Origin of the sequence: Leifsonia shinshuensis (genome assembly GCF_013410375.1) — a bacterium.
In the GTDB taxonomy this organism is placed as follows: Bacteria; Actinomycetota; Actinomycetes; order Actinomycetales; family Microbacteriaceae; genus Leifsonia; species Leifsonia shinshuensis.
This window is the reverse complement of sequence record NZ_JACCFL010000001.1, coordinates 4,309,258-4,334,176: the sequence shown is the minus strand read 5'-3', so window position 1 is coordinate 4,334,176 and position 24,919 is coordinate 4,309,258. Positions and strand designations below refer to the sequence as shown.

The window sequence follows — 24,919 nt, the reverse complement described above, 5'->3', positions numbered from 1 at the left end:
CAACATCGTGACGGGGACCACCCGCTTCGCGCTGCTCGGCATCCTGTCGGCTGTCGTCTTCGCCTCCCTCGTCCTCCTGGACGCGTTGACGACCTCCGGCCTGGTCGCCTCCGCCGAGAGATTTCGCTCGTCGGGCGCCGCGACGGAGATCCTCGTCGCGGAGGGCCGCGTGGATGGCGCAGCCTGCGAAGCGCTGGCTGGCGTTCCGGGCGTCACGGCCTCGGGAGCCCTGCGCTCGTCCGCGCGGAAGATCACGATCGCGACCCTCCCGGACGCGCCCGTCCCGGCGCACGAGGTCTCGCCCGGGTTCTCCGCTGTCGTCTCGGACCGAGCGGGGTCACCGAGCGGTGTGCTCCTCCCGCGCGAACTCGCGGACATGATCCGCGCCGGCCTCGGTGACGAGGTCGCGACAGACGCCGGCCCGATGCGGGTGGCGGAGGTCTTCGACTATCCGTCCGACGGTCGGCGTCCGGGCTTCGGTTACGCGATCCTGTCGGTCGGGAGCGCGCTCGGGTCGTACGACGAATGCTGGGCGACGGCGTGGCCGCAGCTGCCGAACCTCCGCACCCTCCTGCTCGCGACCATGTCGCCTTCCGCCGGCGACGGCGCCGACAAGCCTCAGATCATGCAGCTCAACTCCTCGCAGGGCGCATCATTCGAAGGGAATGCGTCCTTCACGGACCGCCTGACTCGAGCCGCAGCACCGGCGGCCGCCGTGATCGCCGCCGGGATCGGATTCGCCGGCGTCAGGATGCGGCGCCTGCAGCACACCTCGGCGCTCCACGCCGGGCTGCGGAAGGGTGACCTCCTGGCGCTCGGTCTGCTCGAGGCAGGAGGCTGGGCGGCGGCGGCGGGAGTGATCGGGGTCGGAGCCGCTGCGGTGGGCGCCTCGATGGTCGAGCGCGGGGATCAGTTCGCGGTCTTCGCGTCGCTCGTGGGCATCCCCTTGGCGGGCGTGGCCGGGGCTCTGATCGGGACGGCCGTCGCGGCGGCGGCGATGAGCGAGAAGCACCTCTTCCGCTACTTCAAGGACCGTTGACCGCTCACTGCAGGCAGAACTCGTTCCCTTCCGGGTCGCGCATCATGATCGCGAACTCCGGATACGGCCCCCACGACCCGTCGAGGACCTTCTCCACCGTCGCGCCCAGCCCGACGAGGCGGTCGCGCTCGGCCTCGACCTCCTCGCGGGTCGCGTGCCGGCCGGACGCCGGCGTGATGTCGATGTGCATCCGGTTGCGGTGCTTCTTCTCGTGCCGGTAGCGGGTGAAGTAGAAGCGCTGGTGCGCCGGGTCCTCGTCCCACGCCACCGCGCGGGCGGCGAGGTCGTCGTCGGTCAGCCCGGCGGCGCGGAGCTCGGCCTCCTCCTCCGGGGTCAGCCACTCCGGCTCGGGGTAGCCCATGACGGCGGCCCAGAACCGGGCGAGGGCGGCGGGGTCGTCGGCGTGGAAGGTGACGTTCGCGATCCGTGCGGTCATCCTCCGGAGTGTAACGGCCCACCGGCGCGGGGGGACAGCGGGGTCCACCCTAGACAGGACGGGATGGCTCCCTCTAGACAGAGCGGGTGCCGGTGCGCACCGAGCCGACGACGGAGCAGGGCAGCCCCACCTTGCCTGCCGACGAGGCGGCCACCGCGGTCGCCCGAGAGAGAGGACGCCCATGACCGACATCACCGACGCCGAACAGGCGGAGATCGACCGCGCGACGGCGAGCGGCCGCCCCGTCGTGGTGTTCGTCCACGGCCTCTGGCTGCTCTCCAGCAGCTGGGACCCGTGGCGCGAGCTGTTCGAGGCGAACGGCTACGCCACCATCGCCCCCGGCTGGCCGGACGACCCGCCCGGCGTCGAAGAGGCGCGCGAGCACCCGGAGGTGTTCGCGAAGAAGATGGTGCAGCAGGTCACCGACCACTACCTGGCGGCGATGTCGGAGCTCCCCGCGAAGCCCGCGGTGATCGGGCATTCGTTCGGCGGGCTGATCGCCCAGAAGATCGCTGGCGAAGGGGCCGCCGCCGTCACCGTGGCCATCGACAACGCGCCGTTCCGCGGGGTGCTCCCGCTTCCCGCCTCGTCGATTAAGTCGGCGTTCCCCGTCCTCGGCAACCCCGCGAACCGCGGCAAGGCCGTCGCACTCACCTTCGACCAGTTCACGTACGGGTGGGCCAACAACCTGGACGAGGACGAAGCGCGGACGCTCTACGAGACCTACCACGTGCCCGCCGCGGGCGCTCCGCTCTTCCAGGCGGTCGTGGCCAACGTCAATCCGTTCGCGAGCAACGAGATCACCGCGGACACCAGAAACCCGGACCGCGGGCCGCTGCTCATCGTCGCCGGCGCGGAGGACAACACGGTGCCGCTCGCCATCACCCGGGCGACCTTCCATCAGCAGGAGAAGAACCCGGGCGTCACCGAGATCGTCGAGGTCGAGGGCCGCGGCCACTCGTTGACCATCGACCACGGCTGGCGCGACGTGGCCCAGCCGGCGCTCGACTTCGTCCGGCGCTTCCTGCCCGCCGGTTGAACCCGCAGAGCCGCAGAGCAGTCGATCACGCTCGTGTAGGACGACACCCTCAAGATCTATCCCGGGCCGCCGCACGGCATCTACGGTTCATATCAGGAGGAGCTCGACAGGGACATCCTGGCGTTCATCGCCTGAACGCGAGCGGGTCGCCCGGCCGGTCCTCCATCCACGTCGTCGCTTGGAGGACCCGGCCATGACCTCGGCACTCGCCCCGCTCGGGGTCCGCGTCTTCCGGCTGCTGTGGATCGCGGGCCTGGTCAGCAACATCGGCAGCTGGATGCAGACCGTCGGCGCCCAGTGGCTGCTGGTGGAGCACGGTAGCCCCGCGTCGGTGGTCGCGCTCGTGCAGACGGCCGCCGCGGCGCCCGTCCTGCTGCTCGCGCTGCCGGCGGGCGTGCTGGGGGAGTTCTTCAACCGGCGCACCCTGCTGATCGTCGTGCAGGCGGCGCAGTTCGTGATCGTGCTCGGACTCGCCGCCCTGACCTGGGCCGGCGCGACGACCCCCGCGGTGCTGCTCGCGCTGACCTTCCTGCTCGGAGCGTGCTCCGCCGTCCAGCTGCCCGCCTACCAGGCGGTGGTGCCGGAGGTCGTGCCGTCGCCGATGATCGCGGACGCGGCTGTGCTGTCCTCCGTCGGCGTGAACGTCGCCCGCGCGATCGGCCCGGCCCTCGCCGGTCTCGTCGTGGCGCAGCTCGGCGTGACCGCCGTCTTCCTCGCGAACGCGCTGTCGTTCCTGGTCTTCCTGGTGGCCCTGATCGCCTGGCGCGGCTACGCGCCGAAGCGCGGCAGGCCGGAGCGGTTCCTCGACGCCACCCGCGCGGGCCTGCGCTACGTGCGCAACGCGCGCGCGATCAGGGGGCTGTACCTGCGGCTGGCGCTGTTCCTGCTCCCGGCGAACGGCCTGTGGGCACTGCTTCCGGTTTTCGCGAGCTCCGGGCTGCACCTGGATGCGGGAGGGTACGGGCTGCTGCTCGCGGCGCTCGGCGTCGGCTCGATCGCCGGAGCCTTCCTGCTCCCGCCGCTGCGGGCGCGCTTCAGCACCGGGACGGTCGTGGCCGCGTCGTCTGCGCTGTTCGGGGTGTGCTCGCTCGCGCTCGCGCTGCTCTCGGCGCTCTGGCTGGTGCTCCTGGTGCTCGTCCTCGCGGGCTTCGCCTGGATCGGCGTGATCGCCACGATCAACGGCACGGTCCAGTCGTTCCTCCCGGTCTGGGTGCGCACCCGCGGCCTCTCGATCTACCAGCTCGTCCTCTTCGGCTCGACCGCGGTCGGCGCCGCCGCCACCGGCGCGCTCGCGGTCTGGGCCGGGGTGGTGCCCGTGCTGCTCGGCTGCGGCGTGCTGCTCGTCGTGCTCGGGATCGTCGGCGCGCTCCGGCCGGCGATCGACACCCGCGACAAGGGGAGGGCGATCGTCACGATGCCCCTGACCGACGTCCCGCTGGTGCAGGGCGAGAGCCCGGACGACACCGCAGACGACACCGCGGACCGGCCGGTGCTCGTCCTGATCCGCTACGCGGTCCCGCCCGAGCGCCGGCCGGAGTTCGAGTCGCGGATGCGCTTCGTCGGGCGGTCCCGCCGCCGCACCGGCGCGCGCGACTGGCGGCTCTACGCCGACCGCGAGGATCCGGCCGTCCTGGTCGAGGCGTTCCAGGTGGGGTCGTGGAGCGAGCACCTGAGCCAGCACGAGGAGCGGATGACCGAGTACGACCGCGAGCTGTTGGACGGCGCCCGCGCCCTCGCCGACGGCGAGCCGGAGGTCGAGCACCTGCTGGAGGCCGAGACCACGCGTCGGTTGCGGACGGAAGGCTGAGCGGACGGCGGCGACGGCGCGCGCCCGACGCGGCCCGGCAGGAGGACGCGTCCGCCCGCTGTCCCGATGGCCTCGGAGGGAGATCGAGCGCGCGTCGGGTCCGCAACCCCTTCCCGGGCGACCGGCCTGCTAGTGTCCACTCAAAAGCCGAGGGAGGCCAGGTGTCGGTAGTCGGCATCGTCGCTGAACAGCCGGGCGAGGCCCGTGTCGCGTCCAGCCCGAATTCCGTGAAGAAGCTCGTCTCCCTGGGCTACGACGTCCGGGTGGAGTCCGGGGCGGGCGAGCGGGCCGCGTTCACGGACGAGGCGTTCGCAGCGGCGGGAGCGACCATCGCCTCCCGCGCCGACGCGTGGGCCGCCGACATCGTGCTCAAGGTCGCGCCGCCGACCGAGGACGAGATCGCGCTCCTCGCCGACGGCGCCACCCTCATCGCGACCCTCAGCCCGGGACTGCGGCCGGACCTGCTCGCGGCGCTGTCGCAGCGCGGCATCACCGCGCTCGCGCTGGACGCCGTCCCGCGCATCTCCCGCGCGCAGTCGATGGACGTGCTCAGCTCGATGGCCAACATCTCCGGCTACCGCGCCGTGGTGGAGGCCGCCCACGAGTTCGGCCGCTTCTTCACCGGCCAGGTCACCGCGGCGGGCAAGGTCCCGCCCGCGAAGGTGCTCGTCGCGGGCGCGGGCGTCGCCGGCCTCGCCGCGATCGGAGCGGCGTCGAGCGTGGGGGCGATCGTCCGCGCCACCGATCCGCGGCCGGAGGTCGCCGACCAGGTGCGGTCGATCGGCGGCGAGTACCTCGCCGTGGAGGTCGCGGGCGACGACCGGATGCAGTCCGCCGACGGCTACGCGAAGGCGACCAGCGAGGCGTACGACCGGAGGGCCGCCGAGATCTACTCGGAGCAGGCGCGCGACGTCGATATCGTCATCACCACCGCGCTCATCCCCGGCCGCCCGGCGCCGAAGCTCCTCACCGAGGCGGACGTCGCGAGCATGCGCCCCGGATCGGTCATCGTCGACATGGCCGCCGCCCAGGGCGGCAACGTCGCCGGGTCGGTCGCGGGGGAGCGGGTGGTGACGCCCGGCGGGGTGATCATCCTCGGCTACACCGACCTCCCGTCCCGGCTGCCCACCCAGGCCTCGCAGCTCTACGGCAACAACCTCGTGAGCCTCCTCACCCTGCTCACGCCCGGCAAGGACGGCAAGCTCGTCCTCGACTTCGACGACGTCGTGCAGCGCTCGGTGACCGTCGTGCGCGACGGCGAGACGACCTGGCCGCCGCCGCCCGTGCAGGTCTCGGCGGCGCCGCCGGCCGCCGCGGCTACGCCCATCGCCGCTCCCGCGCCGAAGGAGCCGTGGCTCACCCCCGCGCGGAAGGCCGTGCTGACCGCCGTCGGACTCGCCATCCTGTTCGCGCTGACCGCGCTCGCCCCGGCCCCGCTGCCGCAGCACTTCACGGTCCTGGTGCTCGCGACCGTCATCGGCTTCTACGTGATCGGCAACGTCCACCACGCCCTGCACACGCCGCTGATGAGCGTCACCAACGCCATCTCCGGCATCATCGTCGTCGGCGCGATCGTGCAGCTGACCTCGCACGACGCGACCGTGCAGGCGCTCGCCGCGATCGCGGTGCTGGTCGCCTCCATCAACGTTTTCGGCGGGTTCGCGGTGACGCGGCGGATGCTCGCGATGTTCACGCGCAGCGACGGGCCGGCCCGCGGCGGATCCGGGCGGAACGGGGCCGGACGGTGAGCGTCGCGATCGCGGACGCCGCCTATCTCGTCGCGGCCGTCCTCTTCATCATGAGCCTCGCCGGCCTGTCCCGGCACGAGACCGCCCGCGGCGGCGTCGTCTACGGCATGGTCGGGATGGGGATCGCGCTCGCCGCGACCATCGGCTTCCTGCTGCTGCCGACGTCCTCGATCATCCTGCTGATCGTCGCGATGACCGTCGGCGCCGCCATCGGACTGTGGCGGGCGAGGGTCGTGCAGATGACCGGGATGCCGCAGCTCATCGCCCTGCTGCACAGCTTCGTCGGCCTCGCCGCCGTGCTCGTCGGCTGGACCGGACACCTGTCGCATCCCGACGAGCCGGGCGCCCTCGGCGGCGTCCACAGCGCCGAGGTCGTGATCGGCATCTTCATCGGAGCCGTGACCTTCACCGGCTCGATCGTCGCCTACCTGAAGCTCTCCGCCCGGATCTCATCCCGCCCGCTCGTGCTCCCCGGCAAGAACGCCCTCAACATCGGCGCCCTCGTCGTGTTCGTGGCGCTGACCGTCTGGTACGTGATCACTCCCGAACTGTGGCTGCTGGCGGTCGTCACCCTGATCGCCCTCGCCCTCGGCGTCCACCTCGTCGCGTCGATCGGCGGCGGCGACATGCCGGTGGTGGTCTCCATGCTGAACAGCTACTCCGGCTGGGCTGCGGCGGCCTCCGGCTTCCTCCTCGACAACGACCTGCTGATCGTGACCGGAGCCCTTGTGGGTTCCTCCGGCGCCTACCTGTCCTACATCATGTGCAAGGCGATGAACCGTTCGTTCATCTCGGTGATCGCCGGTGGTTTCGGCATCGAGGCGCCGGCCGCGGCCGGAGCGGAGGAGCAGGGCGAGTACCAGGAGGTCACCGCCGAGCAGACGGCGGAAATGCTGCAGAACGCGACCTCCGTGGTCATCACGCCCGGTTACGGGATGGCCGTCGCCCAGGCCCAGTACCCGGTCGCCGAGCTCGTCCAGAAGCTCCGCGACCGCGGGGTCGACGTCCGGTTCGGCATCCACCCGGTCGCCGGCAGGCTCCCCGGCCACATGAACGTCCTGCTCGCGGAGGCGCGCGTCCCGTACGACATCGTCCTGGAGATGGACGAGATCAACGACGAGCTCTCCGACACGGACGTGGTGCTCGTCATCGGCGCAAACGACACCGTGAACCCGGCCGCCGCCGAGGACCCCGGCAGCCCCATCGCAGGCATGCCGGTGCTGCGGGTCTGGGAGGCGCGCCAGGTCATCGTGTTCAAGCGCTCGATGGCCGCGGGCTACGCCGGCGTGCCGAACCCGTTGTTCTATCGGGAGAACGCGCGGATGCTGTTCGGGGACGCACGCAAAGCCGTCGATGAGATCGTGGGGTACTTCTGAATGGTGGACCGTCGACCGCTGGCCCCCGGAACGCCCGTCTCCACCCCGTGGATCTGGATTGTGGTGCTACTACCGCTGCTCGGGCTGCTGCAGACGCTCCCGGTCGGCCCGGACCAGTTCGACATCGTGGACATCAGCGGCTCGCCGCTCCCGGCCCTGCAGAGCGCGGCCGCGGCCGTCGCCCCGGCGCTCCTTCTCTCCGCGGGCGTCGGCCTGGCGGTGTTCGGCCTCGGCGTGCTCTTCTCCTGGCTGGACCAGCGCGCACTCGCGCGCCGCGGAGCCGACCGGCCGTTCCACTGGGCGTGGTCCTTTCTCGCCCTCCCGGTCTATTCGATCGGCCGCTCGGTCATCGTCCGCCGCATCGCGGGAGGCCGCGGAACCGCGCCGATCTGGGCGACGATCGCCGTCACGCTGCTCGTGGCCGCGGCGACGGTCGCGACGCTGATCCCGATCCTGACGCTGGTCGCTGCGATCCTCGGCGACCGAGGCCCCGGCGCCTGAGAGCCCGGTGTCCGGCCCCGCCCGGAACGTCCGTTATGATGGCAGTCGTGCGTCCGCCCGCGGACGCTCAGGAGACGTCGCATAGTCAGGCCTAGTGCACCACCCTGCTAAGGTGGAGTGCCCTTTACAGGGCACCGTGGGTTCAAATCCCACCGTCTCCGCAACAAAAGTGCTGATGAGCGGCAGTTTCTAAGGCTTTGTAGCGCACTAGTCGAGGCCTTTCAAACTTTCAGGAACCGTGCCCCAGGACAGCGCTGGGACAGCAGGTGTGTCCAGAAGGGCGAGGGCTGCCCGGTTGGCATCAATGCCGAGGACATGAGCGTAGGTGGACAGCAGCACTGTCGGGTTCTTATGCCCTGACCACTCGGCGGCAGTCTTGACGTCTACGCCGCGAAGCAGCCAATACGAAATTGCGAAGTGCCGTAGCGCGTGGATCGTGAGCCCGCGGCACGTTGTCTCATTCCACTGCACCTGACGGCGGAACAAGTTTCCTCTCAACTGCTTCCCCGTTTTCGAACGAAACAGGTGTGCTTCGGGGGGAACGCCTTCAACTCGAGGGGCCACGATCTCCAAGGCCCGCGGACGCAGGGGAATCGTTCGGGACCGTACCTCGCCGGAGTTGCTCTTCAGCGTCTTTTCGGCGTAGCCATCTGATTGTGCGCGCCATACATGCAACGCCGGCATCGGAATCTGCGCCACGTCTTCAACGCGTAACGCCCTCAGTTCTGACCACCGCAGGCCGCTGAGCCCGAGAAACTCAGTAACCTCGGCCATCGCAGGGTTAACTACCCGCTGCGCCTCGATGGTTCTGGACATCTCTTCGGGCGTCCATGTATCCGCTTTGGGTCGCGAAGGGAGGCCGACAACCACAGGCATGCGAGCACCCCGGACGGGGTTTGCTGGTGCGAAGTGTTCTGAGACGGCGTACTCGAATAGAGCGGAGAGGGTGACTCTCATCCGAGTAACGGTCGAACGCGCGAATCCGTCGGCCAGCAGACCTGCTAGCAGGTCGTGTACGTCGGATGCGGTGATCGTGGATACCGGTCGACGCAGCCACGTCGAAGGCACGTGGCGAAGGTTGTCCGAGTCGGTACGCCACGTGTGCGGAGAAACGCGCGTCTGCCGAGCGTTGAGAAACCGAGTTATCAGCCCGGCGACAGGCAGCAGTGACAAGGAAGGGGAGGGAATCCCTCCCAGCGAGAGAACGCGGTACTGTTCCTTCTCCCAGGCTTGGGCGTCCGCCTTTCGCTCGAAAGATCGAGTTCCCACCACTACGTGGTCCAGAAAGACGCGCACGCGATATTTGCCTGAAGGGCGCTTATCGATCGCCATCACGGCATCACCACATGGGAACCCGTCAGCTCCTCGACGTCAGCTAGGCGGTACCGACGTATCCGTGGCGTGAGGTTCACCGGGCTCAGCGGACAAGTTCCTTGATCGACCAGGCGCGCGAGCGTGGTCCGGTCAATTCGGAGTATCGCTGCCGTCTCTGCTTCTGTCAGAAGTAATGGCGCAACGGTATTTGCGTTGCCCCGAACCGGACCTCTTCCTTTGTTCATGTCCCCTCCATCTGCTCCTACTTTGACCTGTGCGCTCACGTCGTTGGCGACCTGTCACTGAACGTGACTCGAGTCCTGGAGCTCCGGGGTTGCCATCGCTTCCAACTCGCAACACGCGGCCTCCAGGCACAGTGCGATCTGTTGCGCTTGCTCTGCGGCCCTTCGCACCAGGGCGGCAACGAGTCGTTCGCGAACGGATATGGGGGAGGTCTCGTCTTCACCGAGCGATCGCTCGAATCCTCTCGCCAATCGGCTCAGCACCTCACCGAAGTTGTAGCCGCCGGCAGCCTCGAGATTCGTAAGGATGTCGCATAGCTCGTGTCCCGGGATAGGCCTCCCGGTAACTGTCACACTCAAGTGATGCATCCCGTCGAACAGCTCGATGCCGATCTCTCTCGTGCTGCGCATCATCACTCCCGGTTACCGGAGCTGAACGCGGGGAATTGCGCTTGGTGGATGCTGCTCAGACGCATGTCTTAATTCCTCTGTCTCGTTGCAGGTGACAGCGCCGGTCGGCGGGCACAACAATGAGTGCACACGGCCGAATCTGACAGTGGAAGGCCAGACGAGTGTCAGAATGTGTCAGAGGTTGCAGGCAAGATCTGGTTTGGGGAGCCTCATGACCGTGATTCAAAGAGCGGCTGGCGTCGGAACTGGACGCCTCTTGGCCGAGCAGATGGATAAGCAGCGGATAAGCATCCGCGATCTCGCTTCTCGCGCGGGATGCGACGAGCGCACCGTTCAACGCGCGATCAGGGGCGAGACCACGCCCAAGACTCGGATTGCCGAAGAGATGGCAGCGGCCCTTGGCGTCACGGCTGAGGATCTATGGCCGCGTTTCGGCATTCGACACGCCATTCACGACGCGACCATCGAAGTCCGATTGTTCCCGTCGCGGGCCCATGTCCCAATCGATCTGTGGCGCGAGATGTTCGAGGCTGCCACCGAGCGCATCGACATCTGCGTCTACGGCGGCACCTTCCTTTGGGACGCGCTTCACGGGTTCACCCGCATCATCAAAGACGCGGCCGCGCGCGGCACAAAGATTCGTTTTGCAGTAGGCGCACCGGATTCAGAGGGTGTCCTGCGGCGCGGTGCGGAGGAGAGGATCGGCGACGCACTTGCTGCGCGTTGCAGAATGACCCTTGTCCACCTTGAGCCGCTGGGTAGCGTCGAAGGCGTTGAAATTCGCACGCATGGCACGCCGCTCTACACCTCGATGTTCTTCATCGACGACATGCTCTACGCCAACCACCACATCTTCGGCTCCCCAGCCGGAGAGAACCCCGTGATCGAGCTACCCAGAGAAGCTGAGCCCGAACTGTGGGACACCTACGCAGTCGCGTTCGACGCCGTATGGAGCAGCGCAAGACTGGCCGAGTTCCCAATCGAAAGCTGAGGCAGTGGCGCGAATCGACTACTACAACGACCCTGAGGCGCCGAAGGCGAACAGCGTCGTCCCATCAACCACGGCAGTCGTACTTGACGACCGAGGACGCATTGCCCTCGTGCATCGAAAAGACAACGGGCTCTGGGCATTGCCCGGCGGCGGCATGGAACTCGGCGAAAGCATCGAGGACTGCGCTGTGCGCGAAGTCAAGGAAGAGACTGGCCTCGACGTGGAACTCACCGGCCTCGTCGGTATCTACACAAACCCCCATCACGTCATGAAATACGACGACGGAGAAGTCCGGCAGCAATTCTCGATCTGCTACACGACAAAGCTGATCGGTGGCGAGCTTGCCTTCGATTCCGAGTCGACGGAAATCTCGTGGGTCGAACCCCTGGAGATCGCCGGTCTGCCGATGCACCCTTCGATGAGGCTACGGATCAACCACTACCTCGAACGACGTGATGCGCCCTACCTCGGCTGAGCAGCCCGAGCGGGCGCCAATCTAAGCTGCTCCTCGATTCGAGCAACCGTGGCGAGCAGCTCGTCAGACGATCGCGAGACCGCTGAATGCACCGGATCATCGCGCGAATAGCGAGAAAGGATTTCCGATACGCGCCTCTCGGCGTCGATTGGTGCCCCATCGGGCGCCGTGGTCATGTCCGCGTATGTCACCACGTCAAGGACGACACTGGGTGGACGATCGAACTCCGCCAGCTCGTCGGTAAGCCCGCGCTCGATTGCTTCGGCACTGGCTCCGGAATGGTGCGCGATGAGCGAGACAACCAGATCGGGCATACCAGCAGACTTGGCGAACCTCGCACCATCCACAGGATGAAAACCCGTCATTGCGATGCTCGGTGCGTAGCCAACATCATGCAGCCAAGCCGCGGCAACGACCGCGTCGGCGTCTCGTGCGAGAAGCCTTGGGGCAATATCGGACGCGGTTCTCGCAACGCCAAGGACGTGCGCCCAACGCTGGGGCATGGCAACGGCCAAACGCTCGCTCGCGAGTGTTCGCGCTCGGTCGACCAGGTCCTTGTTCATCGATATATAGCGTAGGCGCACCGCATGGACGGGTGACCTGCAGTCACCCTAGCCACGTAGCTGAAACCCTCGCAGGACATGACCTGCGCCGGATGCGACCCTTCGATTACTCGAGTGGCGAGGCTGAAGTTCTACCATTGAACTACACTCGCGCGGCCCGGAATCCCAGATAAACACTGGGAAGTAAGGCTGCGGCCCAGACTACCCGCTCAATGGTTTTTGGCCAAACTCACCGTTTACTCACCGCTTTGGTTGCAGCGGGTCACGCGTCCGCCGATTGAGGACTCTTGAGCTTGAGTGAGTATTTGGAGTCGTGAGCGCCACTGATTATTGCGGTTGAGCGCCAGTCGATATTCACTCTCGGGGCCACTGGTATTGCCGGTGAGCGCCACCCCCGCGGGCGCGACGCTCACCGGCCCGGTTTCAGCCGGCCGCGGCGGCGGTCTGCTCGCGCATGTTGACGTCGCCGGTCTCGATCCAGAGGGTGTTGTGGACGATGCGGTCCATGATCGCGTCGGCATGGACCCCGCCGCCGAGGCGCTGGTGCCAGTCCTTCTTCGCGTATTGGGTGCAGAACACCGTCGAGGTCGCGTCGTAACGCCTCTCGAGGAGCTCGAGCAGCATGGACCGGACGTCGTCGGTGGGCGGGTCGAGCAACCACTCGTCGATCACCAGCAGCGTGAACGTGGAGTACTTCCGCAGCCACTTCTCCCTGCCCGCGGGGCGGTCTTTCGCGGCGGCCCAGGTCTCTTCGAGGTCGGGCATGCGGATGTAGTGCGCCCGGTAGCGGTGCTGACACGCCTGTTTCGCCAACGCGGACCCGAGGTAGGACTTCCCGGAGCCGGTGAAGCCTTGGAACACGACGTTCATGTGCCGGGTGATGAACTGACAGGTCCCGAGCTGCGCGATCACACCCCGGTCCAGGCCGCGCTGTTCGAGCAGATCGACGCGGCGCAGGTCCGCGTTCGGGTATCGCAGCCCCGCCCGCCGGATCAGCCCCTCGACCTTCGAGTGGGTGAACGCGGCGTGGGCGTCGTCGACGGCGAGCTTGATGCGCTCTTCGAACACCAACCCCATGGTGAGGGTGTCGTCCTGGACGTCGAACGCGTCGATCAGGGCGGGGACGCCCATCTCCCGCAGCTTCCGCTTCGTCTCCGCATCGAGCCGGCTCATCGGGTGCCTCCCGCGTAGTAGTCGGCGCCGCGGACATACCCGGCCGGTTCCTCCCAAGCACTCGGTTCGAACCTTGGCTGTCGCCTGCCGGTCTGCTCCTGGTTCGACTCCAGGATCGGTCGCAGATGCGCATACCGCGGCGACCTCACCCGCGACTGCAGCGCGATGCCGGCCGCCGCCTCGACCCGTGCCGCGGAGTAGCGTCTCGTCATCCGCAGCACTGCCAGCGCAGCGTCCAGGCCCTGCTCATCGACGGGCACGGACTCGAAGATGCGGTTCACGATCGTGGTGGTGTTCTCCCCGATCCTCGCCGCCCATTCCCGCGCCCGTTGAGGGTCCATCTGCTGGTAGCGGGGCCCGTCGGGCAGGTCGCTGTCATGCGTCCGGTACTCGTTGATCACCCCCGCGGGGGCGAGGAGGTGACTGGTGAGCCGCTGGTCCCCGGCGAACACCTCCAGGGTGCTGTCCGTGATCCGCAGGTCGACGGACCGGCCGATGTGCTCGTAGGGGACGGAGTAGAAGTTCCGCTCGAACACCACGTGCCCGTTCTTCTGGACCTTGCGTCCATAGCGCCACTGGGAGATCTCGAACGGAACCGCCGGCAGCGGCCTCAGCAGCGGCTTCTCCTCCGCCTCGAACACGGAAAGCCTCGATCCGGCGCGCTTCTGGAACGGCTCGGCGTTGTAAGCGGTGACCCGCTCATGGATCGCGACGCGCAGTTCCGACAGCGTCGCGAAAGCCCTGTTGCGCAGCGTCGCGATCACCGAGGTGGCGACGTTCCCGACGGTGCCCTCGACGCTCGCCTTGTCTTTCGGCTTCGCGAGCCGGCCCGGCAGCACCGCCGCGGAGTAGTGCGCGGCGAGCTCCCGATACGCGTCGTTGAGCACGACCTCGCCCTCAGCGGGGTGCTTGATCACTCCCGTCTTCAGGTTGTCAGGGACGATCCGCGGGACGCTGCCCCCGAACCAGTCGAACATCGCCGCGTTCGCGCGCAACCAGGTGTCCTGCTTCATATCCAGGGCCGGCTCGACGAACGAATACCTCGAGAACGGCAGCGTCGCGACGAACAAGTACACCCTCGTCTGCTGCCCGGTGACCGGATCGGTCAGCTGCATCGTCTTCCCGGACCAGTCGACCTCGACCGTCTGCCCCGCCTTGTGTCCAACCCGCGACGACGCGCCGATCACCAGCACGTGACGCTGATACGACTTGCAGAATCGGTCGTACCCCATCGCCGTCTCCCCCTTGCTCCGGCAAGCGTCGACGTACTCACCATGCAGCAGCTTCAACGTCACCCCGACCCGGGCGAGCTCCCGATGCACCCGGTCCCAGTCCGGCTGCGCGTGAACACTCTCGTAATCACCACGCCCTGGGAACAGCCGCGCATACACGTCCGCTTCCTCGAGCTCGACGATGTCGTCCCAGCCGATGCCCTCCCGGTCAGCGGCGTCGAGCACCGCCGTCACCGAGTGCCTGGACATGCCCTGCGCCGCGATCTGCCGACCCGTGAGCCCCTCCGCGCGAAGCCTCAGCACCAGCTTCGCCTTGATCCTGCGTACCATCCGAACTACTCCTTCTGCCGTGTGATCAGCCACGCGGCAGAAGGAGCCTAGAAAGACGGCGCCGAACCCCAATATCCGGTGGCGCTCAACAACGCGATCGCGTCCACGAGCAAGTCGCGCTCAACCCCAATACTCGTGGCGCTCAGAGAAGCGAATATTCACTTGAGACCATACGCCTTGCAGGTGCGGAAGTCTCGCGTCCAGCGACGCAGATCGACGTGGACCTCGCGGCGCAACTCGCCAGTATCGTCGGCATGCGCGAACGGCTCTCCGCGCCCGCTCCGGCGCGGAAAGCGCCGCTGACCTCCTGGCCACCGAGCGGAGTGGAGTAGCTCACCGACCGGCTCGACGGGCTTGGCGCCCGCAAGCGGATCCCCAAACGTACGCCACAGGCCCCGGGCTGCCCCGCACTCCATTCCTTTTGGACCGCCGGGCAGAGAGAAGAAGGGACGCGCCCGGGTGGGCGCGTCCCTCTGGGCTGACCCCGTTTCGTAGGTCCAGTCGTTATGAGAGTCGTCCTGTTGTCCGCGGTCGCGGGCAGGGAGACTGGTCAGATCATGACGAACAGCAGGAAGCGTCACACCCCGGAGCAGGTCGTCCGTAAGCTCGGGCAGGCCGACAGGATGCTCGCCGACGGTCAGGACGTCTCGGCGGTGTGCCGGGAGCTCGTGGTGTCCGAGCAGACGTACTACCGGTGGCGGAACCAGTACGGCGGCCTCAAGGCCGACGACGCAAAGCGCCTGAAGGAGCTGGAGAAGCAGAATGCGACCCTGAAGCGTCTGCTCGCGGAAGCGGAGCTGGAGAAGGCCGCGCTCAAGGAGCTGGCTGAGGGAAACTTCTAAGCCTGGACAGGCGCCGCGCCGCCGTCGATCACCTCAAGCGCAAGCTGCGGGTGAGCGAACGGATGGCGTGCCGTCTGGTCGGGCTGAGCCGCTCCGCGTATCGGCGACCGCTCAAGGGCGACACGGTCGCGGACCCGGATCGGGCGTTCAGGGAGTGGCTGCGCGCCTGGGCGAAGGACCATCCCCGCTACGGGTACCGGCGGGCGTATCACGACGCCCGCGCCGAGGGGTGGGTGGTGAACCACAAGAAGATCCAACGCCTGTGGCGTGACGAAGGGCTCCGGGTCCCGCAGCGGCGTCGACGCAAGCGCGTCGGGTCCTCGACCGTCGACGCGCCGACGGCGGACGCGCCGAACGTGGTGTGGGCGGTGGACTTTCAGTTCGACGCCGACGAGCACGGCCGACCGATCAAGATCTGCTCGATCGTCGACGAACACACCCGGGAGTGCATCGGCGGCCTCGTGGAGCGCTCGATTACCGCCGACCGACTCACCGCCCACCTCGAGGACCTCGTCGCCGCCCGGGGCGCCCCGGCGGTGCTCAGGTCGGACAACGGGCCGGAGTTCATCAGCGAGGCGATGGCCGACTGGGCCGGCACCCGCACCGGCCTGTCCTACATCCCTCCGGGCTCGCCGTGGCGCAACGGGTACGTCGAGTCGTTCAACAGCCGGATCCGCGACGAGTGCCTCAACATCAACAGCTTCTACTCGCTGCTGCACGCGCAGGTCATCATCGGCGACTGGAAGGACGAGTACAACCACCACCGCCGGCACTCCTCGCTCGGCTACCTACCCCCAGCCGAGTACGCTCGACAGTGCACCCATCAAATGGAAACCGACGACTCACAGAACGTCCGGACCGAATGAAGGGGGCGGCTCAGGTTCATGGCCGGTCTGCTCGGGGTCTCCCGCGCCGGCTACTACGCCTGGGCGCGCCGCGGCCCCGCACCCTCGCCGCGCGCGGCGCGTAGGCAGGCGCTGGCCGAGCAGATCGCGCAGATCCACGAGGCATCGAACCAGACCAGCGGTTTCCGGCGAGTCCTGGCCGAGCTGCGCCGCTGCGGCGTGGCCGCATCGGAAGGACTGGTGCGAGCCCTGATGCGCGACCTCGGGATCTTCGGCGTCCAGCCCCGGAGCCGTAAGCGCACCACGATCCCCGCCGAGGACGAGATCACCCGCCCGGACCTGCTGCGCCGCGACTTCACCGCCGACGCGCCCGGGCAGCGGCTCGTCGGTGACATCACCTACCTGCGCACCTCTTGAGTTCCAGCCTCGGAGGGCTGGCTGTACCTGGCGACAGTGATCGATCTGTTCAACCGTGAAGTGGTCGGCTGGTCGATGGCCGCCCACATGCGCGCCGAACTCGTCTGCGATGCCCTCCGGATGGCACACACCCACGATCGCCTCACACAGGGAGCCGTGTTCCATTCCGACAGAGGATCGGTCTACACCTCGGCCGAATACGCCGCCCTCGCCACCAGCTCCGGCGTGCGGCTGTCCGTCGGGCGCACCGGGGTGTGCTGGGCCAACGCCGTTGCCGAGTCGTTCTTCAGCATGCTCAAGAACGAGATGTACCACCGTCACACGTTCGCCACCCGCGCACGAGCACGGTTCCACGTCATGCAGTACATCGAGGTGTTCTACAACCGGCAGCGGCTGCACTCGACCCTCGGGTACCGCACCCCCGCCGAAGTCCGCGCCGACCACGACCATCAGACCGCGATCGCGGCCTGACCACCAAAGAGACCGTCCACGAAACTTGACACAGCCCACCTCGCATCAGTACCGCACCTGCCGCTGGGCAGTCGATGCAGCACCTGTCCGAACGGAATCGACCGGCCCCACGCTGATCACTGCTCCCACACCGCCGAAACACTTCAACCGATCCGTCACTGCAGCATCATCGAGAAGCCGTCCTCGACACCGGCAGGTCCCGGGCCCGCTGGCTGTGATGTCTTCGCGCTGGCGGCGTCGGCGGGGAGAGGATTTCGCAGTGAGCAGCACCGCTCTTTCCGGGATCGAGGCGACCACCGAATCCGGCCCGCGGTGCTGCACGAAACCTTGGGGGCTCCATCCAGCCAGTAGCAATCCGGCCCGTGGTTGCCTCATCATGGAGCGGTGACTGCTGAGCGTTGCGGATCCACCGCCGATCCTGCCGAACCCCTTTCCGATGCTGAGCTGCTCATCGGCCTGGTGGTCTCACCATCCCTGAGTGCGGTGCTCGGCCCCGAGGTCACCACCTCGGTGCGCAAGATTTTGGTGCAGCGGTATCCGGGAGTGCGCTGGCAACTGAAGATGGCCGAAGACCGGCTGGTCGATCCACCCACCGAGACCTTGGACCTGCTGGAGGCAGCCCGAAACCGCGTGCTGGAGGAGAACTGGGATTTGGCCGTGGTGCTCACCGAGATCCCCCTGAAGACCGGCCGACGTCCGGTGCTCACCCAGCTCAGCCCCGTGCACGGGGTAGGACTGGTCTCCGTCCCAACCCTGGGACCCGTGCACGTGCGGCAGAAGGTGCAAGAGACCACCGTGCACGTGGTCGGGCAGCTCCTGGGCTACGACGCCGAAGACCTCAACGCCCAGCGGGATCTTGCTCGAAGAGCCCACCAGCTGTCCACCGATCTCGACGAACGCCCGGACGACAACGTCGTGCAGTTCACGGCCCGAGTGCTGAGCGGCAACGTGCGGCTGCTGCTGGGCATGATCCGCGCCAACCAGCCTTGGGCCTTCGTGGCCCGGCTCTCCCGGGCGATGGTCGTGGCAGCGGCCACCGGCATGCTGACATTGGTGGCCTCGGACCTATGGGTACTGGCCATGGCCTACGGGCCGGTGCGCCTGGTCCTGCTGGCGGTGATGGCGATCGGGGCGGTGAGTGCCACCCTGATCCTGGGAGCCGACTTGTGGGAGCGCCCACGGCGGCGAGCCCAACGTGAGCAGGTGATCCTGTTCAATTTGGCCACCACCGCCACCGTGGCCATCGGGGTTGTGGTGTTCTACCTCGGCTTATTCATCCTGTCCTGGGTCGGCGCGCTGCTGCTCATCGACGAGCAGGTACTGGCCGGTATCGCCGGTCACCCAGTGAACGCTTTGGACTACGCGAAGATCAGCTGGCTCACCGCCAGCCTGGCCACCGTGGGCGGAGCACTAGGAGCTGGACTGGAGGACGACGATGTGGTGCGCGCCGCTGCCTACACCCGGTCCAGCACCTGACACAGCCCCAGACAGAAGAAACTGAAACATCTACGCGTTGATGCCACGTCTATGCAGGTGTCATTGCCGGTCGCGATGACTTGGTGGGCTCAGCGCAGTGCGCTGCCTCGTACTCGGCGGGTGGGGCGTTGCCGAGGCGGGTGTGCGGGCGGGCGCTGTTGTACCTGTCGATCCGGGATCCGCACCGCCCTGCCGGACGCGCGGATCGCAGTCGACAAGTGGCATCTCGTCGCCCTCGCCAACCTCATGGTCACCCTGAGGCGTCCCCGGTTCTCTGCCGCTCCTATGCGGGTGCCAGCACCGGGTGGGATGGCGTTTCGAGGTCAGCGTAGTAGACGGCCTCGAACTCGTCGGGCGGGACATCGCCGAGCGTGGAGTGCAGGCGCCGGTGGTTGTACCAGTCGACCCATTCGGCGGTGACCCATTCCACGTCGTCGACGGTCCGCAGCGGCCCGTTGCGGAATGGGGAGTCGTCGCGGATGGCTTCGTTCTTGAACAGCCCGATCGTCGACTCGGCGAGGGCGTTGTCGTAGGCGTCGCCGATCGACCCGATGGACGCGGCTATGCCCTCGAGGGCGAGGGTCTCGGCGAAGCTGATCGAGGTGAACTGCTTGGGCTCAATCGGTCGTTGCAACACCGTGTTGTTGAAGCGAGCGTAGCTGTTCCTCGAAGACTTCCGCGGGAGTGCGCCAGTTCAGGCTTTTCCGTGGCCGGTTGTTGAGCGCGAGAGCGACGGCTTCGAGGTCCTCGGCCGACCACCGCGAGAGGTCCGTGCCCTTCGGGAAGTATTGACGCAGCAACCCGTTTGTGTTCTCGTTCGTCGGCCGCTGCCAGGGCGAGTGGGGGTCGGCGAAGAACACCTTCGTGCCCGTCTCAAGCGCGAACTGGGCATGCGCAGAAAGCTCCTTGCCGCGATCCCAGGTGAGTGTCTTGCGAAGCTGTTCTGGAAGCTTCGTCATGGTCGCGACGAGAGCAGCATTCATCGCGACGGCGCCGTAGCCTCCCAGTGCAGGACCGTTCTTCACATATGGGTTCTCGCCCCAGCCCTCCAGGCGGGGCAGGTGCACCAGCAGAGTCGAGCGGCTCTTGCGCTCGACGACAGTGCCGATCGCCGATCGGCCCGTTCCGATGATCAGATCCCCCTCCCAGTGCCCAGGAACGGCGCGGTCCGCCGCCTCCGCAGGACGTTCGGAGAACACGACATCGGCGGTGACATGCCCTTGCGGCCGGTTCTGCGCTCGAGCTCGTGGCTGCCGGAGTGCGCGACCGGTTCGCAGGCAGGTGACGAGTTCGCGTTTGAGCGCGCCACGGCCCTGGATGAACAGCGACTGGTAGATCGCCTCGTGGCTGATGCGCATGGACTCATCATCCGGGAAGTCGACCTTCAGGCGGTGTGAGATCTGCTCCGGGCTCCACGCGATCGCCCACCGCCGGTCCTGCCGATGCGGCTTGTTCCGCCCCTTCCATGCCAGCGGCTCAGGGCCGACGACCACGCTGCCATCGGGTCGGCGGACGTTGCCGGCGAGACGGTCCTGGACGTACTCGCGCAGCCTAGCGTTGGTCACCAACCTCGCCTTCTTCGGCCGCTTCGCCGCCTGCTGCGCCTTCCACTGCGCCACCAGCGCCCGGTATTCCTGCTTGCCGCTGCGCGTGGCGGCATTGCGGCGCAGCTCGCGGGAGATCGTTCCCGGGTCGCGGCCGATCCTGCGGGCGATCTCACGCACGCCGAGCTGCTTGGCGCGGAGAAGCGCGATCTCCTCGCGTTCCTCGAAGGACAGATAGCGACCTGTGGGCGGGGCGAGGCTGATCGGCGGCATGCCGCCAGCGTGACGAAACCAACGGGTCCCGACCGGCACAGACACGCCCACCGTCAGCGCCGCTTCGGCGGAGGTGATACCCGTCGCGATCAGACGCCAGAACTGCCGTTGCACCTCCCGCGAAGGCTCAGGCCGCCCGGGCGAGCGCATCGGCGGACGCAACGCCCGATCCGCACGCCACTGCCGACGCGCACTCACGGGCACTTCGCTGGTCTTCTTGCTCCAATCCGCCGTCACCATCGCTGAACACCTCTCGATCGAGGTGTTGCGACAACCAGTTGAATCCGCCCTGGCTGCCGGCGTCGGAGTGGTGCACGAGCCCGTCACCGGCGGGGTGACCGGCACGGTCGCGCCGCCAGAGACCCATCCGCAGCGCGGTGGTCACCAGCGGGGTCGTCTTGCTCGTGCTGGCATACCAGCCCACGATCGTCCGGGAGAAGCAGTCGATCACGAAGGCCACGTAGACGAACCCGGCCCAGGTGCGCACATACGTGAAGTCCGCGACCCAACGCCGATTGGGTGCCTCGGCGGAGAAGTCCCGCTCCAGCAGGTCCGGCGCACGCTGCGCGTTCCGATCTGGGATCGTCGTCCGCACGCGCTTGCCTCGCACGAGCCCGCCTATGCCGAGTTGCCGCATCAGCCGGTCCACGCGCCGCTTCGACACGGCCAGACCGCGTCGCCGCAGGAGCGCGGTCATCTTCCGCCGGCCATACATCGACTCCGGCGTCACCTTCCCGTTCTCGTCGACGCGAGCGGCGAGGATCGCGTCGATCACCGCCGCGTCCTCCAGATCGCGGTTGCTGGGCTGGGCAGTCTTCCAGGACCGATAGGTTCGCGCGGCGACCTGCACGCCCTGCTCCCGCAGGACATCGCAGATCGACTCGACCGCGCGGCCCTTGGCGCGCTGCTCGTCGATGAACGAGACGATCAGCGCTTTCGGGGGTCGAGCTCCCCGGCGAAGAAAACCGCCGCGTCCCGCAGGATCGCGTTGGCCTCACGCAGCTCGCGGTTCTCGCGCTCGAGCTTGCGGATCCGCTCCGACTCGGTCGTGCTGACCCCTGCCGGTCGCCGGCGTCGACCTGCGCCTGCCGCACCCACCGGCGCAAGCTCTCAGCGCCGAAACCGAGCCGCTTCGACACCGTCTCGCACGCGGTCGTGAGGTTCGGGTACTCATCGAGGTGATCGAGCACGAGCCGGATAGCGCGCTGCTTCGTCTCCTCCGGAATCCTCTTCGGCATGATCATCATCTTCCTTCCAGACTCGAAAGGAAGCGGCATCAAACCGGGGACGGTTCAGGCTCCGTTCGTCAGGCAAATGACTTGCGAAATGTCTTCGTGCGGTCCATTCTGGCGTCAAAGCTAGTTTCGTTCGCGCATCTGCTTGGACCACATCGTCCAGGTGGGGTCTACACCTCCGACCGCCGAACAAACATTGGCAGTGGAGTTATAGCGACTCAGCGTAAATGTGGAGGTGGTGAGATGGTTACCTCATGTGCGGACCTGCGCGTCGCTCAGCAGATGGATCCGCGCTCGATGTCGGTCGATCTGTCCCGAGAGGGCGACGAGTACGTTCCTGGGGCGAACCTGCCAGGCATCGCCTCGGAGTCCATCGAGCTGGGTGGGCGGCCGGCCGCTCACCGTCCGCGCGGTGAGCGGCCCAGTCCGCGACCGCCGGCGCGAAGTGGTTCACCGCCGAACGGCCCCCACGGGCAATTCATGCGGCTGCTGGGACTGGCGCCCGGCATCGATAGCGACAGCGTCACCGCCAGCTGCGACCTGGGCGTCCTGCGGGTGGTGATGCCCATCGAGCAGCCCGCCGTCCGGAAAGGTCCCCCTGAAGCAGCCTGCTTCCTGACTCTGGGCACTCAGCCCTGCGCCTGCGCCGATCCTGGCGCGCTCTTTGACGACCCCTGAAACGTGTCTCACGCGACAAGAAAGGAACAATCATCATGGCCAAGGCAGTAGGAATCGATCTGGGAACCACGAACTCCGTTATCGCCGTCTGGGAGGCCGGCGAGGAGAAGGTCATCCCGAACGCGGAGGGAGCCCGCACTACCCCGTCGGTGGTCGCTTTCACCGAGGACGGTGAACGGCTGGTGGGGCAGCTTGCCCGCCGGCAGAGCATCCTCAACCCGAAGGGCACCATCTCGTCCGCCAAGCGGTTCATCGGCCGGTCCTTCGACGAGATCAAGGAGGAAGCCAACGCCGTCGGCTTCGACGTCGTGGAAGGCCCCAACGGCGAAGCACGGTTCAACATCCGCGGCAAGCAGTACGCGCCGGAGGAGATCAGCGCCCAGGTGCTGCGCAAGCTCGTCGACGACGCCAGCAAGTTCCTCGGTGAGAAGGTGACCGAGGCCGTCATCACCGTTCCCGCCTACTTCAACGACGCCCAACGCACCGCGACCAAGGACGCCGGACGCATCGCCGGGCTCGAGGTGCTGCGCATCATCAACGAGCCCACCGCCGCCGCACTGGCGTACGGAATGGACAAGAAGAACCACGAGACCATCCTGGTGTTCGACCTCGGTGGCGGCACGTTCGATGTCAGCCTCCTCGACGTGGGCGACGGGGTCGTCGAAGTGCGATCCACCGCCGGTGACACCCACCTGGGCGGCGACGACTTCGACCGCCGGCTGGTGGACTACTTTGCCGACGAGTTCAAGAACGAGAACGGCATCGACCTGCGCAACGACCCGCAGGCGCTGCAGCGACTGTTCGAGGCGGCCGAGAAGGCGAAGGTCGAGCTCAGCTCGGTGTCCCAGACCCAGGTCAGCCTGCCCTTCATCACTGCCGACGCCAGCGGACCCAAGCACCTCACCATGACCGTGAAGCGGTCCAAGTTCGAAGACCTCACCGCTGACCTCGTTGAGCGGTGCCTCGGTCCGGTGCGTCAGGCGATGGCCGACGCGAAGGTCAGCGAGAACGATATCGACGAGGTCATCCTCGTGGGCGGTTCCACCCGCATCCCCGCTGTCCAAGCGCTCGTCAAGCGGCTCACCGGCGGCAAGGAGCCGAACATGACGGTGAACCCCGATGAGGTGGTCGCTGTGGGCGCCGCCATCCAGGCGGGCGTCCTCAAGGGCGACGTCGACGACGTGCTGCTGCTGGATGTCACCCCGCTGTCGCTGGGTGTGGAGACCCGCGGTGGCGTGATGACGAAGATCATCGAACGCAACACCACCATCCCCGCCCGACGCAGCGAGGTGTTCTCCACGGCCGAAGACAACCAGCCGTCGGTGGAGATCGTCGTCCTGCAGGGCGAGCGGGAGAACGCCGCAGACAACCGGGTGCTGGGCCGGTTCCAGCTCACCGGCATCCGCCCCGCTCCTCGCGGTGAAGCGCAGGTCGAGGTCACCTTCGACATCGACGCGAACGGCATCCTGCACGTGACGGCGAAGGACAAGGACACCGGCACCGAGCAGGGCATCACCATCAGCGACACCTCGAATCTGGACCAGGGCGAGATCGACCGGATGATCAAGGAAGCCGAGCAGCACCGTGCTGACGACCAGGCGCTGCGCCAGGCCGTGGACGCCCGCAACGAGCTGGACTCCGCCGCCTACCAGGTCGAGCGGGCACTGCGTGAGCTCGGCGACGCTGCACCGCAGCACGAGCGTGCCCGCGCGGAGCTGCTCATCACGCAGGCCCGCGAGGCAGTGCAGAACAACGTCGGTGAGCAGGAAGCGAAAGAGCGCACCGGCGAGCTGCTGCAGGTTGCGCAGTCCCTTGCTGCGGCCCGCGCGAACGCCAGCCACGCTGAGCAGCCCGCTCAGGACGACGAAGACGACGTCGTCGACGCCGAATTCGACAAGTAGCACGGAGGGAGGATCGCGATGGTCGAGGAGCAGAACGAGGACACGCGGGCCGTGGACCTGCTGAACGACGACCTCACCGACGTATCCCCGGAGGAGATCCGCGCCGCGCAAGCAGCGCTCGCCGCCCAGTTGGAGACGGCCGACGACCGGTGGCGCCGCGCGGCGGCGGACTACGACAACCTCCGCAAAAGGATGGCGCGCGAGATCCAGACCGTCCGCGAGCAGGAGCGGCAGCACACCGCCAAAGCCTTCTTGCCCGTCGTCGACGCGCTGGACCGAGCGCTCAGCTTCGGGGAGGACCTTGACGAGGGCGTTCTGGGCGGCATGCAGGCCGTCCGGGCGCAGGCCGCTGATGCGTTGCGCGCACTCGGGTACCCCGAGATCGTCATCGACGGTGCGGAGTTCGACCCGCAGCTGCACGAGGCGGTCTCCGTCGTCGAGGATGCCAGCGTCCCGCCGCGCAGCATCCTCGCCGTCACTCGCCCCGGGTTCGGAACGCCTGAGCGGATGCTGCGACCGGCTGCGGTCGTGGTCACCCGCAGACCGGATGAGGAGTAGGA

21 protein-coding genes, 1 tRNA gene and 3 pseudogenes are annotated in these 24,919 nt (G+C 67.5%); 15 read left to right on the top strand and 10 right to left on the bottom strand.

Annotated features, from left to right (window positions below; genetic code table 11):
- Positions 1 to 7 precede the first annotated feature (7 nt).
- A complete protein-coding gene (locus HNR13_RS20825) occupies positions 8 to 1,039 on the top strand; it encodes a hypothetical protein (RefSeq protein ID WP_179608831.1) in 1,032 nt (343 codons plus the stop codon).
- A gap of 4 nt (positions 1,040 to 1,043) precedes the next feature.
- Here HNR13_RS20825 and HNR13_RS20820 read toward each other — a convergent pair whose 3' ends face one another.
- Entirely contained in the window at positions 1,044 to 1,475 is a 432-nt protein-coding gene (locus HNR13_RS20820; protein WP_179608830.1) for a VOC family protein, read from the bottom strand.
- Positions 1,476 to 1,656: 181 nt separating this feature from the next.
- On the opposite strand from HNR13_RS20820, the gene HNR13_RS20815 reads away from it, so the two are divergent.
- The 6 genes from HNR13_RS20815 (at position 1,657) to HNR13_RS20790 (ending at position 8,107) form a co-directional block, all read left to right on the top strand.
- Entirely contained in the window at positions 1,657 to 2,514 is an 858-nt protein-coding gene (locus HNR13_RS20815; RefSeq protein WP_179608828.1) for an alpha/beta hydrolase, read from the top strand.
- A 193-nt stretch (positions 2,515 to 2,707) separates the two neighbouring features.
- Positions 2,708 to 4,321, top strand: coding sequence for an MFS transporter (locus tag HNR13_RS20810; RefSeq protein WP_179608827.1), 1,614 nt, complete (start codon positions 2,708 to 2,710; stop codon positions 4,319 to 4,321).
- Positions 4,322 to 4,482: 161 nt separating this feature from the next.
- A complete protein-coding gene (locus HNR13_RS20805) occupies positions 4,483 to 6,069 on the top strand; it encodes a Re/Si-specific NAD(P)(+) transhydrogenase subunit alpha (protein WP_179608825.1) in 1,587 nt (528 codons plus the stop codon).
- Positions 6,070 to 6,119: 50 nt separating this feature from the next.
- Positions 6,120 to 7,445, top strand: a complete 1,326-nt coding sequence (gene pntB, locus HNR13_RS20800) for a Re/Si-specific NAD(P)(+) transhydrogenase subunit beta (protein ID WP_246313263.1) — start codon at positions 6,120 to 6,122, stop codon at positions 7,443 to 7,445.
- Entirely contained in the window at positions 7,446 to 7,946 is a 501-nt protein-coding gene (locus HNR13_RS20795) for a hypothetical protein (RefSeq protein WP_179608823.1), read from the top strand.
- Positions 7,947 to 8,016: 70 nt separating this feature from the next.
- Positions 8,017 to 8,107 (top strand) — tRNA-Ser (locus HNR13_RS20790).
- 46 nt (positions 8,108 to 8,153) lie between these two features.
- On the opposite strand, the gene HNR13_RS20785 is transcribed toward HNR13_RS20790, so the two are convergent.
- The 3 genes and pseudogenes from HNR13_RS20785 to HNR13_RS22140 all read right to left on the bottom strand — a co-directional run bounded on the left by HNR13_RS20785 (position 8,154) and on the right by HNR13_RS22140 (position 9,505).
- Complete coding sequence (locus HNR13_RS20785; RefSeq protein WP_179608822.1) at positions 8,154 to 8,762, bottom strand: tyrosine-type recombinase/integrase; 609 nt, start codon at positions 8,760 to 8,762, stop codon at positions 8,154 to 8,156.
- A 105-nt stretch (positions 8,763 to 8,867) separates the two neighbouring features.
- Positions 8,868 to 9,278 (bottom strand): annotated as a pseudogene (locus HNR13_RS22145) (site-specific integrase); the annotation flags it as partial.
- The gene (locus HNR13_RS22140; protein WP_374222272.1) at positions 9,278 to 9,505 is read right to left on the bottom strand and encodes a helix-turn-helix transcriptional regulator; all 228 of its coding nucleotides are present in this window, start codon (positions 9,503 to 9,505) and stop codon (positions 9,278 to 9,280) included. The gene HNR13_RS22140 and the pseudogene HNR13_RS22145, both read right to left, overlap by 1 nt.
- Positions 9,506 to 10,124: 619 nt before the next feature.
- On the opposite strand from HNR13_RS22140, the gene HNR13_RS20780 reads away from it, so the two are divergent.
- A complete protein-coding gene (locus HNR13_RS20780) occupies positions 10,125 to 10,904 on the top strand; it encodes a helix-turn-helix domain-containing protein (protein ID WP_179608820.1) in 780 nt (259 codons plus the stop codon).
- A gap of 4 nt (positions 10,905 to 10,908) precedes the next feature.
- Positions 10,909 to 11,379, top strand: coding sequence for an NUDIX hydrolase (locus HNR13_RS20775; protein ID WP_179608819.1), 471 nt, complete (start codon positions 10,909 to 10,911; stop codon positions 11,377 to 11,379).
- Here HNR13_RS20775 and HNR13_RS20770 read toward each other — a convergent pair.
- The 3 genes from HNR13_RS20770 to istA form a co-directional block, all read right to left on the bottom strand.
- Positions 11,367 to 11,942: an HD domain-containing protein gene (locus HNR13_RS20770; RefSeq protein WP_179608817.1), complete on the bottom strand. Its 576-nt coding sequence runs from the start codon at positions 11,940 to 11,942 to the stop codon at positions 11,367 to 11,369. The genes HNR13_RS20775 and HNR13_RS20770 overlap by 13 nt on opposite strands.
- 423 nt (positions 11,943 to 12,365) lie before the next feature.
- Positions 12,366 to 13,115: an ATP-binding protein gene (locus tag HNR13_RS20765; protein ID WP_179606606.1), complete on the bottom strand. Its 750-nt coding sequence runs from the start codon at positions 13,113 to 13,115 to the stop codon at positions 12,366 to 12,368.
- A complete protein-coding gene (gene istA / locus HNR13_RS20760; protein ID WP_179606604.1) occupies positions 13,112 to 14,677 on the bottom strand; it encodes an IS21 family transposase in 1,566 nt (521 codons plus the stop codon). Before istA ends, HNR13_RS20765 begins: the two co-directional genes overlap by 4 nt.
- Before the next feature lie 557 nt (positions 14,678 to 15,234).
- Here istA and HNR13_RS20755 point away from each other — a divergent pair.
- The 3 genes and pseudogenes from HNR13_RS20755 (at position 15,235) to HNR13_RS20745 (ending at position 18,728) form a co-directional block, all read left to right on the top strand.
- A protein-coding gene (locus HNR13_RS20755; RefSeq protein WP_179603909.1) for an IS3 family transposase occupies positions 15,235 to 16,385 on the top strand; the annotation gives its coding sequence in 2 pieces (ribosomal slippage) (positions 15,235 to 15,505 and positions 15,505 to 16,385; 1,152 coding nt in all).
- An 18-nt stretch (positions 16,386 to 16,403) separates the two neighbouring features.
- A pseudogene (locus HNR13_RS20750) lies at positions 16,404 to 17,252 on the top strand (IS3 family transposase); the annotation flags it as partial.
- 384 nt (positions 17,253 to 17,636) lie between these two features.
- Positions 17,637 to 18,728: a hypothetical protein gene (locus HNR13_RS20745; RefSeq protein ID WP_179608815.1), complete on the top strand. Its 1,092-nt coding sequence runs from the start codon at positions 17,637 to 17,639 to the stop codon at positions 18,726 to 18,728.
- Positions 18,729 to 19,011: 283 nt separating this feature from the next.
- Here the strand turns inward: HNR13_RS20745 and HNR13_RS20740 are convergent.
- The 3 genes and pseudogenes from HNR13_RS20740 to HNR13_RS20730 all read right to left on the bottom strand — a co-directional run.
- Positions 19,012 to 19,338: pseudogene (locus HNR13_RS20740) on the bottom strand (integrase core domain-containing protein); the annotation flags it as partial.
- A 7-nt stretch (positions 19,339 to 19,345) separates the two neighbouring features.
- Positions 19,346 to 20,695 carry an IS30 family transposase gene (locus HNR13_RS20735; RefSeq protein ID WP_382314098.1) on the bottom strand — a complete coding sequence of 450 codons (1,350 nt, stop codon included), beginning with the start codon at positions 20,693 to 20,695 and terminating at the stop codon, positions 19,346 to 19,348.
- The gene (locus HNR13_RS20730) at positions 20,673 to 21,476 is read right to left on the bottom strand and encodes an IS3 family transposase (RefSeq protein ID WP_179609739.1); all 804 of its coding nucleotides are present in this window, start codon (positions 21,474 to 21,476) and stop codon (positions 20,673 to 20,675) included. The genes HNR13_RS20735 and HNR13_RS20730 overlap by 23 nt, the downstream gene beginning before the upstream one ends.
- Before the next feature lie 784 nt (positions 21,477 to 22,260).
- Here HNR13_RS20730 and HNR13_RS20725 point away from each other — a divergent pair.
- The 3 genes from HNR13_RS20725 to HNR13_RS20715 are packed head-to-tail and all read left to right on the top strand — an operon-like array spanning position 22,261 to position 24,917.
- A complete protein-coding gene (locus HNR13_RS20725) occupies positions 22,261 to 22,458 on the top strand; it encodes an Hsp20/alpha crystallin family protein (protein ID WP_179608812.1) in 198 nt (65 codons plus the stop codon).
- Between the two features lie 35 nt (positions 22,459 to 22,493).
- A complete protein-coding gene (gene dnaK / locus HNR13_RS20720) occupies positions 22,494 to 24,359 on the top strand; it encodes a molecular chaperone DnaK (protein ID WP_179608810.1) in 1,866 nt (621 codons plus the stop codon).
- Positions 24,360 to 24,377: 18 nt separating this feature from the next.
- Positions 24,378 to 24,917 (top strand): nucleotide exchange factor GrpE, encoded by a 540-nt coding sequence (locus HNR13_RS20715; protein ID WP_179608809.1) that lies wholly within the window; start codon positions 24,378 to 24,380, stop codon positions 24,915 to 24,917.
- Positions 24,918 to 24,919: the final 2 nt, after the last annotated feature.